This window comes from Mesorhizobium sp. USDA 3734 (assembly GCF_056279665.1).
In genome coordinates, this window is record NZ_JBWCCW010000001.1 from 4,217,776 (window position 1) to 4,231,364 (window position 13,589).

A 13,589-nucleotide genomic window follows, 5' to 3' on the forward strand; every position below is an offset into this window, starting at 1 on the left:
TTCACAGTTTCTTTTGCAGGAAGATGCGGCTGCGGCCGACTGGGAAATCGGCCAGCGTGCCGAAGGGCTGATAACCCTGTCGCTGATAGACCTTGGCGGCGCTCGGATTGAAGGTATCGATCCAAGCATTGTTGCAGCCGCGTGCCGTCGCTTCCTGTTCGGCGGCATCGAGCATCTTGCCGGCCATATGCTGGCCGCGCAGCCGCTCATCGACCCACAGCCATTGCACGTAAAGCCAGCCCCAGGCGGTGTAGCCCGAAATGCCGGCAACGACCGCGCCGTGCTCGTCGCGCACGAACACGGCAAGCGCCTTCCTTTCGGAGGCGCCGACATCGCCGTCGTTGAACGCCGCAAGCCGTTCACCGAGAAAGGCAAGTTCTTCAGGCAGGGGATTCGCTGTCGTTTCAAGTGTCGTGTTCATGGATCTCCGAGATGGGCAGCTGGATGCGAGCCAAGCGTTACGAAGAGCAGCGCGCTTACGCAACGTCTATTTCTGGCCCCGAAATGGTTGCGTATCCGAGTCGCCGCCATTGCGAAATTCGGACGCGGCAATGCCGTAGCGCTTGAGCTTGTCGTAGAAGGTCTTGCGCGGCACGCCGAGCGCGTCGATGGCGCTGCGCACATCGCCGCCATGGTCGCGCAGCGCATCGCGGATGAGTTGCGCCTCATAGTGGCCGACCCGTTCGGGCAGTGTTGCTTCTGGCTCCGGCAATTTTGCGGACACCGCCCTCACCTCATCCTCCAGTCCGAGACCGAGCGCGACGCGATCGGCAAAATGGGCGAGTTCGCGCACATTGCCCGGCCAGGCATGCGACTGGAGATGATCGCTGACCGCCGCATTCACCTTCGCGACAGGCCGCCCGAACCGTTCCGCCGCCTTGCCGAGGAAATGCCCGAACAGCATCGGGATGTCGCCGCGCCGTTCGCGCAAGGGCGGTATGCGCAGCGTCACGACGTTGAGGCGAAAATACAGATCCTCGCGAAAATCGCCGCGCTCGTCTGGCCGGCCGAGATCGACCTTGGTCGCCGCGACGACCCTGAGGTCGATGCGCCTGATATCGTTCGAGCCAAGCGGGGTGAGGCTGCGCGTTTCGAGCACCCGCAGCAGCTTGACCTGCAGCGCCGGCGGCATGGATTCGATCTCGTCGAGAAACAGCGTGCCGCCGCTGGAATGCTCGATGCTGCCGATGCGCCGCCGCTGCGCGCCGGTGAACGCGCCCGCCTCGTGGCCGAACAGTTCGCTTTCTATGACGGTCTCCGGCAGCGCGCCGCAATTCAGCGCCACGAAAGGTTTTGCGCGGCGCCGGCCCCATCTGTGCAGGAGGTCCGCCACTACTTCCTTGCCGGTTCCCGTTTCTCCCTCGACCAGCACGTCGACATCCATGTCGGCGATCTGGCGCAAGGTCTCGCGCAGCCTTCTGATGGCAGGAGCCTCGCCGATCAGCGGCAGGCCATCGGCGGCCAGTGACGCGGCTTCGCGCAGGCGGCGGTTCTCCATCACCAGACGCCGTTTCTCCGATGCCCGTTTCAGTGCCTCGACGAGGCGATCGCCGGCGTAGGGCTTCGGGATGAAATCGTAGACGCCGTCCTTGAGCGCCGCCACCGCGAGATCGACATCGCCATGGCCGGTGACCAGGATCACCGGTATGTCGGGGTCGATCGCCTTGACGCGATCGAACAGCTGCAGCCCATTCATGCCTGGCATGCGGATGTCGCTGACGACCACGCCTTCGAAATTCCTGTCGACGACGGCAAGTGCTGCCTCGGCGGCGTCGAGTGCGGACACGGTGAAGCCAGCAAGTTCGAGCAATTGCGTGGTGGCGTGAAGCAGGTCCGCGTCGTCTTCGACGAGTGCGACCAGCCCTGATCCCTGCGTCATTCTATTCGCCTCAGATCGATGGTGAAGGAGGCGCCACTGGCGCTGCCGGGGGCACTGGCCCTGCCGGGATCGAGACGCAGCGTACCGCCCAACTCCTGGGCGATCTCCTGCGAGATCACCAGCCCGAGACCGAGCCCCTTCTCCTTGGTGGTCTGGAACGGCATGAACAGATTGCCGGCCGCCTCCGGGCCGAGGCCGGGGCCGTTGTCGCGCACCGAAATCAGCACCCTGTCGTCGCGCTCGGCAAGTTCGATCTCGATGCGGGGATCGGGCTGGTCCTTCATGGCGTCCAGCGCATTCTGCAGCAAATTGACCAGGATCTGCTCCAGCCGGATGCGGCTGGCCATGACCGCCGGCGACGCGCTGCCGCGCGGCTTGACGATGGTCACGCCGGAATCGCGGATACGCCCCGACAGCAGCGACAGCGCACCGTCGATCGCCTCGCGCACCGGCAGCGGCGAGGCGGCGACGCCTGGCCGGCGGGCGAAAGTGCGCAAGGTGCTGGTGATCGCGCCGATACGCTCGGTCATCGAAACGATCGACGTCAGATTGCCACTGGCCGGCTCGGTCTTGCCGCTGTCGAGAAAGCGGCCGGCATTCTCGGCATAGGTGCGGATCGCGGCGACCGGCTGGTTGATCTCATGCGCCACGCCGGCGGCGATCTGGCCGAGGATGGACAGCCGGTTGGCCTGGGCGAGATCGTCGCGCAGCCGGCGGACCTTGGCTTCGGCATTCTCGCGCTCGGCAATTTCGCCTGCAAGTGCGGTGTTGGAGCGCGTCAGCTCGGCCGTTCGCGTGCTGACCCTGCTCTCCAGCTCGGCATTCATCCGCGCCAGCGCCTCTTGTCGCAACCGGCGTGTGCGGCGGCGGCGGGTGAGCACGTAGGCAAGCAGGCCCGTCAGCAGCAGGCCGAGCAGCGTCGTCAGCTGCGCCGTGTTGGCGGCGGAGGAGAGAGTGGCGTCGGCGGGCGTGAGCAGCCAGAGGTGCCAGCCGGGAACCGCGCCGGGCAGATCCTGCACCACTTCGACGAACTGGCGCGATCTTCCGGCGCTGTCGATCGTCGCCAGACCGTCGCCAGTGCCGCGCCGCAACGGCAGCGGTTGGAAGGCAGCATCGGCCAACTGCAGTTGCTCGTGGGCAGCGGCGGCATCTTCGGCGGAGAGCGGCGCCAGTGCATGAAACCGCCATTCGGGCTGGCTGGTGGCCAGCACCACGCCGCGTTCGTCGGTGACGAAAACAAGGAACCCGCTGGAGCGCCAATTGGCTTCGACGCCGTCGAGTTCGACCTTCAGCACCACGACGCCAAGCGGCTTGCCGTTATCGTCGACGCGGCTCGAAAGATAAAGTCCCGGCCGGCCGCTGATCGTACCGAGCCCGTACTGGCTGGCGGCGCCCTTCGCCATTGCCTCGTTGAAGTAATGGCGAAAGTTATAGTCGATGCCGACAAAGCTCGTCGGCTCGCCGGCATTGCTGGCTGATATCGCGATGCCGGCCGTGTCGATGACATAGATGGCGGACGCCGAGGCGTCTCCGGCAATCGCCTTGAGCTTGTCGTTGAGGGCCGCTTCTTGCATCTTTCCGGCCCGGCGCAGAGCGCCGCGCACAGCATCGTCGCGGGCCAACACCAAGGGAACCAGGCGCTGCTTTTCGATTTCGCCGGTCAGCGTTCCCGCCGCCAGCGGCAGAGCGGCAAGCGCTGTGTCGCGCAGATTGTCGGCAGCCTGGCCGGAGGCGATGCGCCCGGCAATGGCGATCGCGCCGGCCAGGAAGGCAAGGGCGACGACCACGACGAGCCAGCGGCCATTGCGCAGCCGGGCCACTGCCTCGCGCAGCAACTCACGCCCGGCAAAACCCTGGGATTCGCTATCGGTGCCTGCCTGCAGCGTCTGCCCTCTCCTTTTTTGCTCGCAGCCTTGCGGCCAGTGTAATGCGAAAATCCGCCCAGGCAAACGCTGCCTGTGCGGAAATCCGCACAGGCATTGCCTGCATTGCCTCAAAGAAAGCCGGAAATGCCGGGATTCCAGCCTTTCCCCGATCTGGCACAGCCCTTGCAAAAATCCTGGCTAGCGGCGTGCGACCGGAGCGCCGCGATGGGAGAAGTCACGCAGGGCGGTGCATTTCCGCCCCATCCGGCAGGGAGAGTTCGATGCACATCGCAGACCAATCAGGCGCGTCTTCCGCGCAGCGCAAGCCTTTCTATGCCCAACTCTACGTGCAGGTGCTCGTCGCGATCACCGTCGGCATCCTGCTCGGCCATTTCTATCCGTCCGTCGGCGAGAGCATGAAGCCGCTCGGCGACGCCTTCATCAAGCTGGTCAAGATGATCATCGCCCCGGTCATCTTCCTGACCGTGACGACGGGCATTGCCGGCATGAGCGACCTGCAGAAGGTCGGGCGTGTCGCCGGCAAGGCGATGCTCTACTTCCTCACCTTCTCGACGCTGGCGCTGATCATCGGCCTTGTCGTCGCCAATGTCGTGCAGCCGGGCGCCGGCTTCAACATCGACCCGGCAACACTCGACGCCTCGACCGTCAACACCTACGCCGCCAAGGCGCATGACCAGTCGGTCACCGGCTTCCTGATGAACATCATTCCCTCGACCATCGTTGGCGCCTTCGCCGACGGCGACATCCTGCAGGTGCTGTTCTTCTCGGTGCTGTTCGGCATTGCGCTTGCGCTGGTTGGCGACAAGGGTACGCCCGTCCTCAACTTCCTGCAGGCGCTGACGACACCGATCTTCAAGCTGGTCAGCGTGCTGATGAAGGCAGCCCCCATCGGTGCTTTCGGTGCCATGGCCTTCACCATCGGCAAATACGGCATCGGCGCGGTCATCAACCTCGCCATGCTGGTCGGCACCTTCTACGTGACGTCGTTTCTGTTCGTGTTCGTCGTGCTGGGTGCTGTCTGCCGCTACAACGGCTTCTCGATCCTGTCCTTGATCCGCTACATCAAGGAAGAGCTGCTGCTGGTGCTGGGCACCTCCTCGTCTGAAGCCGCCCTGCCCTCGCTGATGGAAAAGATGGAGAAGGCCGGCGCCAAGCGCTCGGTGGTCGGTCTGGTCATCCCGACCGGCTATTCCTTCAACCTCGACGGCACCAACATCTACATGACGCTGGCGGCGCTGTTCATCGCGCAGGCGACCAACATCCATTTGTCGATCGGCGACCAGATCCTGCTGCTGCTGGTTGCCATGCTCTCGTCCAAAGGCGCCGCCGGCATCACCGGAGCGGGCTTCATCACGCTTGCGGCCACGCTGTCGGTGGTTCCGGCGGTTCCCGTTGCCGGCATGGCGCTGATCCTCGGCGTCGACCGCTTCATGTCGGAGTGCCGGGCGCTGACCAATTTCGTCGGCAATGCCGTCGCCACGCTGGTGGTGGCGCGCTGGGAAGGTGAACTCGACGAGGCAAAGCTGGCGAGAGCCCTGGCGGGCACTGCCGACGACAGCCTGCCGGCGGACGTCGTTCCCGCCGAGTAATCAGCGCGGTTCAATTCCCAATGCCAACGGCCGGAGGCTTGCTGCTTCCGGCCGTTGTCGTACAGGTCAAATCGATGTCAGGCAGTACGGGCTTTGACCAAAGGCGCCAGCGCCTTGCCGTCGGCTGCAAAGAGATGGCAGCGGGACGGATCGGCTTGCAGCGCTATAGGGCTGTGCAGCGGGGTCATATCCGTGCCTTCGGTCTGCACGACGAGCCTTGTCTTCTCGCCGATGTCGGCATGCAGGATGGTCAGGCCGCCGAGCCGTTCGGCCAGCACCGCCTGGCCCTTGAACGGGCCCGCATCTCCGATGCGGATATGTTCCGGCCTTATGCCGAGCAGCAGCTCGCTGTTGGGCGCAAGCGCGCCTGCCTCGGCCGGAACGACCACGCTGGATCCGCCCGGCAGGGCGACCGAGACGCCCTCCGCGTTGGCCGAGAGAACCCGCACCGGCAGCATGTTCATCTTGGGCGAGCCGATGAAGCCGGCGACGAAGACATTGGCCGGCCTGGCGTAGAGATCGAGCGGCGTGCCGACCTGCTCGATGGTGCCGGCATTGAGGACGACGATCTTGTCGGCCATGGTCATCGCCTCGGTCTGGTCGTGCGTGACATAGACGATAGTGGCGGCAAGCCGTTCGTGCAGTTGCATCAGCTCCAGCCGCATGTTGACGCGCAGTGCCGCATCGAGGTTCGACAGCGGCTCGTCGAACAGGAAGACTTTCGGCTGGCGCACGATGGCGCGGCCGATGGCGACGCGCTGGCGCTGGCCGCCGGACAGTTCCTTCGGCCGCCGCTCGAGCAGATGTGACAGCTGCAGCACCTCGGCAGCCGCCTTGACCTTGGCGTCGCGCTCGGCAACCGGCAGGCCGGCGATCTTCAGCGCGAAGCCCATATTGTCGGCGACCGTCATATGCGGATAGAGCGCATAGGACTGGAACACCATGGCGAGGCCGCGTTCCGAAGGGTCGACCTCGTTGATGCGCGCGCCGTCAAGCATGAGCTCGCCGGATGTGATCTTCTCGAGGCCGGCGATCATGCGCAGCAACGTCGACTTCCCGCAGCCGGACGGGCCGACGAAGACGACGAACTCGCGGTCGCCGACATCGAGGTCGACGCCCTTGATCACCTCGGCATTGCCGTAGGACTTGCGCACGCCGCGCAGCTTGAGCTCAGCCATTGAAGTCCCTCCTCGTATCCGGATATGTGCTTGGGCCGACAGGCATGCGGGCGGCAATCGTGCCGACATCATCGAACAGGACGAGGCTGGCGGCGCCGACCAGCCCGGCATGGCGGCCGAGCTGGGCCTGGACGACCGGCACGTCGCGATAGGCGCGCATGGCCCGCTGCCTGATGGTCGCCTCGATGGTCGGCAGCATCAGGTCGAGCCCATTGGCAATGCCGCCACCGACGACCAGCACATCGGGCGAATAGAGATGCAAGAGGTTGGTGAAGCCGACGCCCAGCCAGCGCGCTTCCTCGTCCAGCAAGGCCGAGGCAAGACCGTCCTGCAGCCGTGCCGCCTCAACGACATGGCGGCCGGTCACCTCCGTGTCCACTGAGAGGCGCCGCAAGGTCGAGCCGTCGCCGGCGGCCGTGGCGGCGGTGGCGCGGCGACCGAGCGCTGTTCCCGAGGCGATGGCCTCGAAGCAGCCGACAACACCGCACATGCAGCGTTCGCCTTCATTGGTGATCGTCATGTGGCCGATCTCGGCGGCAAGGCCGCGGCGGCCATGCAGGATGCGCCCGTCGACGACGACGCCACCACCGATGCCGGTGGAAACCGTGACGAAGACCAGCGAGCGAGCGCCGTGACCGGCGCCGAAACGCCATTCGCCGAGCGCCGCGGCATTGGCATCGTTCTCCAGCCGCACCGGCAGGCCGAGCCGCCGCTCGAGGATGTCGGCAAGCGGCACGTCCAGCCAACCGGCGAGTGTCGGCGGGCCGACGGCAATGCCGGCCAGCGGATCGAGCGGGCCCGGCGCGCCGACACCAACGCCGACAACGGCGAGCGCCGGCGCCTCGGCATGGACGGTCGCCGCCAGCGCCTCGATCTGGCCGATCACCACATCGGGGCCGGCCTGCGCCTGCGTCGGAACCGCCGCGAATGCCAGGATCTTGCCGTCGCGGTCGACCAGGGCGGCGCGAAGCTCCGTCCCGCCAAGATCGATCGCAAGGGCGGCTTCTATTGTCATGCCGCGACCTTCAACCCGTGCAGCCAGCCGATGCGGCCGGCGAGATCCTTGTCGCCGAAGGCGAGCGAACCGAGAACCACCGTTTCGGCACCGGCAGCACGCAGCAATGGCACGGTCTCGTGGCGGATGCCGCCGTCGGCGGCAAGAACCACCTGCGCCTCGCGGCCGGCCTTTCTCAGGATGGCGCGGGCAGCGCCCAGCCTGTCGCAGGCCTTGTCCGACAGGCTCTGACCCTTGACGCCGATTGCGGTTCCCAGAAGCGTAACGAACGCGACCTCCGGGACGAAAGGCGTCACCGCCTCGACCGGCGTTTCCAGCCTGAGCACGATTCCGGCCTCGGCGCCGAGCTCGCGGGCCTGCCGAACGGCGCGCAACCCCGCTTCACCATTCTCGGCATGGACGCTGATCATGTCGGCGCCGGCTTCGATGAACTGGCGCGTCTGCGCCTCGACGATTGCTTCATCGACCATCAGATGGACATGGATGGGCTTGGCCGTCAGCCCGGCGATGCGGGCGACGAGATCGGGGAAGAACAGGAAGGACGGCGCGAAATGCCCGTCGGCCACATCGATGTGATGAAGGTCGACATAGGTCTCGATACGCCTGAGATCGCTCTCGAAATTGGCGAGATTGGCCGACCACAGCGAGAATTCGGCGATCATGCGATCGCGCGGCAATGCGGCGATGGCGGCCGGGCCTGAGAGAGGTTTCGAGATCATGACTGGTCCTGGTTGTTGAAACGATCTTTGAGAAAGCTGCCGATGGCGGCGCGGATCTCGGCGAAATGCCGATCCTTGTCGGTGGCCTTCGGCGTCACCTCGACAAAGGCAGCGTCGGGGATGGCGTCTGCGAGGCTGTGAGCAGTCGCCAGCGGGTGGACGAGATCGATGCCGCTGCCGATGACGAGCGTCGGGATTGCAAGGGCGGCGGCCTCGGCCTGTGTCACGCCAGGCCCATCCTCTGCGATCGACTGCATCACCTCGGCGAAGACGGCCGCGTTGTCGCGCGCGAAGAAGCCAAGCAGGGAAGCAAGATTGTCCGGCGCTTCGGTACGAAAGCGTGTGGCAATCGCGGAAGCCGCGAAGATATCCCGCGCTTCATCCAGTGGACGGCCGCGAATGAGCTCCGCCACTTCCACGTAAGGGCGCATGTTTTGCGGCGCCGCATCGAAAGCCCAGGCAGGACGAACAAGCACCAAGCCCAGGATGCGATCCGGGTGCCGAGCGGCAAGCTGCAAGGCGATGGCCGCGCCCATCGAGATGCCGCCTGCGACGAAGCGGTCGAGGCCGGCCGCATCGGCGGCGGCCAGCACATCATCGGCGAACATCGCGATCGAAAAGGGCCTTGTCGTGCCGGCGCCAGAGCCGCCCTGCGCGCGGCATTCGACGGTCAGCCGGCGGTAAGACGGGCCATCGGGAAAGTTTTGCGCGACCTGCGCTGCGTCACCGCCGAGGCCATGCTGGAAGATGACGGGAAGCCTGCCCTGCCCTGTGTCCAAGACACGAAGCGCTGCATCGTCGCGAAGCAGGATCGCCGGCGCGGCGCCCATCAGAGCAGCCCTCGCAGAAAGGCGGCGACGCCGGGAGCTTCATCGGCGGACAGGCCGTGGGTGACGAGCGGGCCGTCGAAGCCCGCTGCCTTCAGCCGCGCGACGAAATCCGGAAAATCGACGACGCCTTGCCCTGACGTGGCAAAGCGGCCGTCAGCATGGCGGTCCTTGGCGTGCGCCATGGCGATGTGGCCGGCGGCCTCGTCGATCGCGGCGGCAACAATGGCGCGCGCCTCGCCAGGCGTCGCGTGTTCGAACAGGTTTGCCGGATCAAGGACGATCTTCAGATGCTTCGATCCCATCTCGGCGATCAGCCTGGTCGCGTCCCTGGCCGAGGTGACGATGTTGGCCTGCTCGGGCTCGATGCCGAGATCGACGCCGGCGCCTTCGGCCAGCGCCAACGCCTTCGCCATCTCGGCGGCCATGTCGGACCAGGCGGCCGGCGTGGCATTGTCGGGGTGATATGCCCACTGATCGGCGGCGTTGCGCGACCCGGTGCAGAGTGTGACCAGCGGGATGTCCAGGGCAGCAGCCGCCTCAATGACGACGGCCAGGCGCCGAAGGCCATCGTCGCGGACGACCTTTCCGGGATGCGCCATGTTGTAGGTGCCCGACAGTGCTGCAAGTGAAACGCCGGTCGATTGCGCGGCGGCACGGATGGCTGAAACGGCTGCATCAGGCACGGCATCCGGCATCGACGGCAGGCCGGCGCAGGCGAGATTGAACTGCGTCGTCTCATAGCCCGCCTGCTTAACCGCAGCCAGCACGGCGGCCGGGTCGGTGCCCGCAAAAGTCTTGGCGAAGATGCCGAGACGCATCACACCGCCCCCGAAACCGAGGCGAGTTCGACCCGCTCGCCCGTCTCGACCGAACGCGCGATGGCGACCATGGCGCGGATCGAGGCTATGCCGTCCTCGACATTGGCGCCGCGCATCGGCGCGCCCTCCAGCACCGTTTGGGCAAGACCTTCCAGCTGGCGGCGGAAGAAATGGCCATCGGCGCCGAGCGGCTTGTGGGCCTTCGCGGTCTTCTCGTGAAAGATCTCGACCTCGCTGGCGCGGAAGTACCAGGGGTTGAAGGTTTTCGCGATGACGGAGCCATTCTCGCCATAGAGCTGAAAACCTTCGTGCCAGTCCATGCGGACGGCGACGGTCAGGTCGAGATGGCCGAGCGCGCCGCTGGCGAATTCGGTCTCGACGAACCAGCAATAGGCGCCGAATTTCTCATTGAGCCGGGCGCGCACGGCGACGATATCGCCGCATAGAAATCGCGCCGTATCGACGAGATGCGAGCCATGCGCCAGCATGAAGTATTGCCTGAGATCGGCCTTCGGATTTCCCGCCGGCTTCTTCGCGAGCTTGCTGGTGACAGGCAGCGGCTGCACGGCATCGGTGTTGGTGTAGCGGTGGGTGGAATCGCAATACCACGCCTTCAGCGCCAGCACCTCGCCGATCTCGTCGCGGACGAAATCGCGCGCGGCCTCCAGCGCCGGATCGAAGCGCTTCATGTGGCCGACCTGCAGGACCTTGCCCGAGCGCCTGACCGCCTGCGCCAGCGCCTCGCCTTCCTCGACCGAGGTGCCGATCGGCTTTTCGCACAGAACATGCTTGCCGGCGTCGAGCGCCTTGATCGACATCGGCACGTGATAGGCATCCGAGGTGGCAACGATCACCGCTTCCAGCTCGGGATCGGCGAGCATGGCGTCATAGTCGGCGTACATCTTCTCCGGCTCGTAGGTGGCGCCCATGCGGGCGAGCAGATCGGGTGCCGCGTCGCAGATGGCGTAGAGGTCGGCATTGCCGGCCTTCACGCAGGATTCCAGATGCGCGAACTGCGCGATGGGGCCGCAGCCGAGCACGCCGACCCTGAGGCGTCTGTCCTGTTTCTTGATCATCGTCTCGTCTTCAGGCGCCGTAGCTGCGCATTGATTGGCGGTTGGTCTTGACCGCGCCTGCGGGATCGGCGGCGGCCGTTTCGGATTCCTCCTCCAGTACCAGCCAGCCGTTGAAGCGTGGCGCGGTGCCGGCGATCTCGATGACCGCAGGGGTGTCGCAGACGCCCTTGCCGAGCATGGCCCAGGTGCCGTTGGCATCGACGTCCTTCAAGTGGATGTAGCGGATGCGGTCACGGTGGGTGCGCAGGGTGTCAGCCATATCCTTGTGGCCGCGCAGGATATGGCCGGTATCCGGCACCCAGCCGACCAGGTCGGGGTCGAGCAAGGCAAAGATCGTGTCGTAGTCGGCGCGGTCGAACAGCAGCGTGTTGTGGTGCGAACTCGGATGCACCGCCACCTCGACGCCGGCCTTGCGGCCGAGTTCGCCGGCCTTGTTGTAGAACTCCGCCGCGATCTGGAATTTGTCGTCGCGCGGGCCATCAGAAACGACCGTCGCCGAACCTATCGACACCAGCGCGCCGGGAAATGCGGAGGCGAAATCGATCCAGCGCTGCGCCGCATCGAGGTCGGCGCCGATCTCCTCCTTCAACGTGAAGCCGCTCTTCGAGCCGAAGGCGAACGAGACAAGAGTAAGGCCCGATGACTTCAGTGCCGCGGCGAATTGCGACGGCCTGTCGGCATAGCGGCCGATCATGGCGTCCGTGATCTCGATGCCGGCATAGCCGCCATCGGCAATCGCCTTCAACAGATCGTCGGGGCCGCCGGTCCAGGCCTTGCCGAGCATTTCCCAGGTGAAGGTCTGGCAGCCGACCTTGAGCTTCGTGTTCGTCATGTCGTTCATTCCTTGACGCCGCCCTGGGTCAGTCCTTCGATGATGTGGCGCTGGAAGAACAGCACCAGAAGGATGAGCGGCACGGTCACCACGGCGGAGGCCGCGGCGATGTCGCCCCAGGGGACGTAATAGAGGTTGGTGAAGTTGGCGATGCCGACCGGGATCGTCTGCCGGTCGATGTTGGAGGTGAAGGCGAGCGCGAACAAGAATTCGTTCCACGCGGTGATGAAGGCGAGCAGGCCTGTGGTCACCAGACTGGGCAGCGACATCGGCAGGATGATGCGCCAGAGCAGGCCCGGAATGCTGACGCCGTCCATGCGCGCCGCCTCGTCGATCTCGCGCGGCAGCGTCTCGAAATAGCCGAACAGCACCCACGTCACCAGCGGCAGGCCGAGCGCCAGATAGGTGATGATCAGCGCAGTGTAGGTATCGAGCAGGCCGAGATTGGTGGCGACCAGATAGAGCGGTCCAACCAGCGCGATCTGCGGGAACATCGACACCGACAGGATGACCATGAGAATGCCGAAGCGGCCCTTGATGTTGAGCCGCGACAGCGCGAAGGCCGCGAGCGACCCGACGAACAGGCACAGGAAGGTGGTGGCCAGCGAAACCACCAGCGAGTTCCAGACATAGCGGTGAAGCTGCTTCTCGACGAAGGCGTTGTAATAGTGCTCCAGCGTGAAGGGATGCGGGATCAGCGACGGCGAGCCCGACGTCAACGCCTTGTCGAGCTGAAACGAGGTCGAGAACTGCCAGAGGAACGGACCGCCCGACCAGACGAGGATCAGCGCGGCGCCGGCATAGATGAAGAACGTCTGCAGCGGTGAGCGCGTGTCGTTCATCCCGCCCTCCTGATCTGGCGAACGAGATACAGGCAGAACACCAGCGCGATGAGCCCCTCCGTGACAAACATCGCCGTAGAAACGGCGGAGCCGTAGCCGAACTGCAGGGTCGAGAAGAGCACCTTGTAGGACAGCGTCGACAGCGTTTCGGTCGAGTCGGCCGGGCCGCCCCCGGTTAGCACATAGACGAGGTCGAAGACGCGGAAGGCGTCGAGCGCGCGGAACAGGCCGGCGATCAGCAAAGTCGGCATCAGCAGCGGCAGGCGGATATGCCAGAAGGTGATCCAGCCCTTGGCGCCATCCATGCGCGCCGCCTCGATCAGCGAATTGGGAACGGTCTGCAATCCAGTCAGAAGCAGCAGCGCCATGAACGGCGTCGTCTTCCAGACGTCGGCGATGATGATGGTGATCATCGCCGTGTCGGTGGAGCCGTACCAGTTGACGTTCTGGTCGATCAGCCCGGCATGCAGGAGGATGTAGTTGATGATGCCGTTCTGGCCGTCGAACAGCCAGCCGAACATTTTCGAGGTGACGACGGTGGGCATCGCCCACGGCACCAGCATGGCCGCGCGGACGAGCCCGCGCCCCTTGAAGGCTTCGCACAGGATGAGCGCCATGCCGAGCCCGATCACGGTCTCCAGCACCGTCGAGGCGGCGGTGAACCACATCGTGTGCCACCAGGCGTTCCAGAACTGTGGATCGCCCCACAGCTCGACATAGTTGGAGAAGCCGGTGAAATCCTGCTCCTGCGTGATCAACGAGGTGTTGGTCAGCGACAAATAGAGGCCGTTGACGATCGGGTAGAAGGAGACTGACGCCAGCGAGACAAAGGCCGGCGTCAGCAGGAGCAAGGCCCACATCGCGCTGGAAAGCGCCCTGCGCCGCGGTCGGCCAATACTGGGGACAGTGGCCGCCGCGGACATGG

13 protein-coding genes are annotated in these 13,589 nt (G+C 65.3%); 1 reads left to right on the forward strand and 12 read right to left on the reverse strand.

The genetic code is table 11. The features are described 5' to 3' along the window. Position 1: 1 nt before the first annotated feature. The 3 genes from ACZ89F_RS20640 to ACZ89F_RS20650 form a co-directional block, all read right to left on the reverse strand. Positions 2–421 carry a GNAT family N-acetyltransferase gene (locus tag ACZ89F_RS20640; protein ID WP_476093841.1) on the reverse strand — a complete coding sequence of 140 codons (420 nt, stop codon included), beginning with the start codon at positions 419–421 and terminating at the stop codon, positions 2–4. A 66-nt stretch (positions 422–487) separates the two neighbouring features. After that, on the reverse strand, positions 488–1,879 hold the full coding sequence (locus ACZ89F_RS20645; protein ID WP_476093842.1) for a sigma-54-dependent transcriptional regulator: 1,392 nt from the start codon (positions 1,877–1,879) through the stop codon (positions 488–490). Beyond that, positions 1,876–3,714, reverse strand: a complete 1,839-nt coding sequence (locus ACZ89F_RS20650) for a sensor histidine kinase (protein WP_476093843.1) — start codon at positions 3,712–3,714, stop codon at positions 1,876–1,878. Before ACZ89F_RS20650 ends, ACZ89F_RS20645 begins: the two co-directional genes overlap by 4 nt. Before the next feature lie 311 nt (positions 3,715–4,025). Between ACZ89F_RS20650 and ACZ89F_RS20655 the strand changes: the two genes are divergently transcribed. Next, a complete protein-coding gene (locus ACZ89F_RS20655; protein WP_476093844.1) occupies positions 4,026–5,354 on the forward strand; it encodes a dicarboxylate/amino acid:cation symporter in 1,329 nt (442 codons plus the stop codon). 77 nt (positions 5,355–5,431) lie between these two features. Here the strand turns inward: ACZ89F_RS20655 and ACZ89F_RS20660 are convergent, their stop codons facing one another. Genes ACZ89F_RS20660 through ACZ89F_RS20700 form a run of 9 tightly spaced genes read right to left on the reverse strand, consistent with a single transcriptional unit; the run spans position 5,432 to position 13,524 of the window. Further along, on the reverse strand, positions 5,432–6,532 hold the full coding sequence (locus ACZ89F_RS20660) for an ABC transporter ATP-binding protein (RefSeq protein WP_476093845.1): 1,101 nt from the start codon (positions 6,530–6,532) through the stop codon (positions 5,432–5,434). Next, entirely contained in the window at positions 6,525–7,547 is a 1,023-nt protein-coding gene (locus ACZ89F_RS20665; protein ID WP_476093846.1) for an ROK family protein, read from the reverse strand. Before ACZ89F_RS20665 ends, ACZ89F_RS20660 begins: the two co-directional genes overlap by 8 nt. Beyond that, positions 7,544–8,266: a ribulose-phosphate 3-epimerase gene (locus tag ACZ89F_RS20670; RefSeq protein WP_476093847.1), complete on the reverse strand. Its 723-nt coding sequence runs from the start codon at positions 8,264–8,266 to the stop codon at positions 7,544–7,546. Before ACZ89F_RS20670 ends, ACZ89F_RS20665 begins: the two co-directional genes overlap by 4 nt. Further along, the gene (locus ACZ89F_RS20675) at positions 8,263–9,096 is read right to left on the reverse strand and encodes an alpha/beta fold hydrolase (protein ID WP_476093848.1); all 834 of its coding nucleotides are present in this window, start codon (positions 9,094–9,096) and stop codon (positions 8,263–8,265) included. Before ACZ89F_RS20675 ends, ACZ89F_RS20670 begins: the two co-directional genes overlap by 4 nt. After that, on the reverse strand, positions 9,096–9,914 hold the full coding sequence (locus ACZ89F_RS20680; protein WP_476093849.1) for a sugar phosphate isomerase/epimerase family protein: 819 nt from the start codon (positions 9,912–9,914) through the stop codon (positions 9,096–9,098). Before ACZ89F_RS20680 ends, ACZ89F_RS20675 begins: the two co-directional genes overlap by 1 nt. Beyond that, a complete protein-coding gene (locus tag ACZ89F_RS20685; RefSeq protein WP_476093850.1) occupies positions 9,914–10,990 on the reverse strand; it encodes a Gfo/Idh/MocA family protein in 1,077 nt (358 codons plus the stop codon). The genes ACZ89F_RS20680 and ACZ89F_RS20685 overlap by 1 nt, the downstream gene beginning before the upstream one ends. 10 nt (positions 10,991–11,000) lie before the next feature. Beyond that, on the reverse strand, positions 11,001–11,822 hold the full coding sequence (locus ACZ89F_RS20690; protein WP_476093851.1) for a sugar phosphate isomerase/epimerase family protein: 822 nt from the start codon (positions 11,820–11,822) through the stop codon (positions 11,001–11,003). A 5-nt stretch (positions 11,823–11,827) separates the two neighbouring features. After that, entirely contained in the window at positions 11,828–12,664 is an 837-nt protein-coding gene (locus ACZ89F_RS20695) for a carbohydrate ABC transporter permease (protein ID WP_476093852.1), read from the reverse strand. Continuing rightward, complete coding sequence (locus ACZ89F_RS20700) at positions 12,661–13,524, reverse strand: carbohydrate ABC transporter permease (RefSeq protein WP_476093853.1); 864 nt, start codon at positions 13,522–13,524, stop codon at positions 12,661–12,663. Before ACZ89F_RS20700 ends, ACZ89F_RS20695 begins: the two co-directional genes overlap by 4 nt. Positions 13,525–13,589 lie beyond the last annotated feature (65 nt).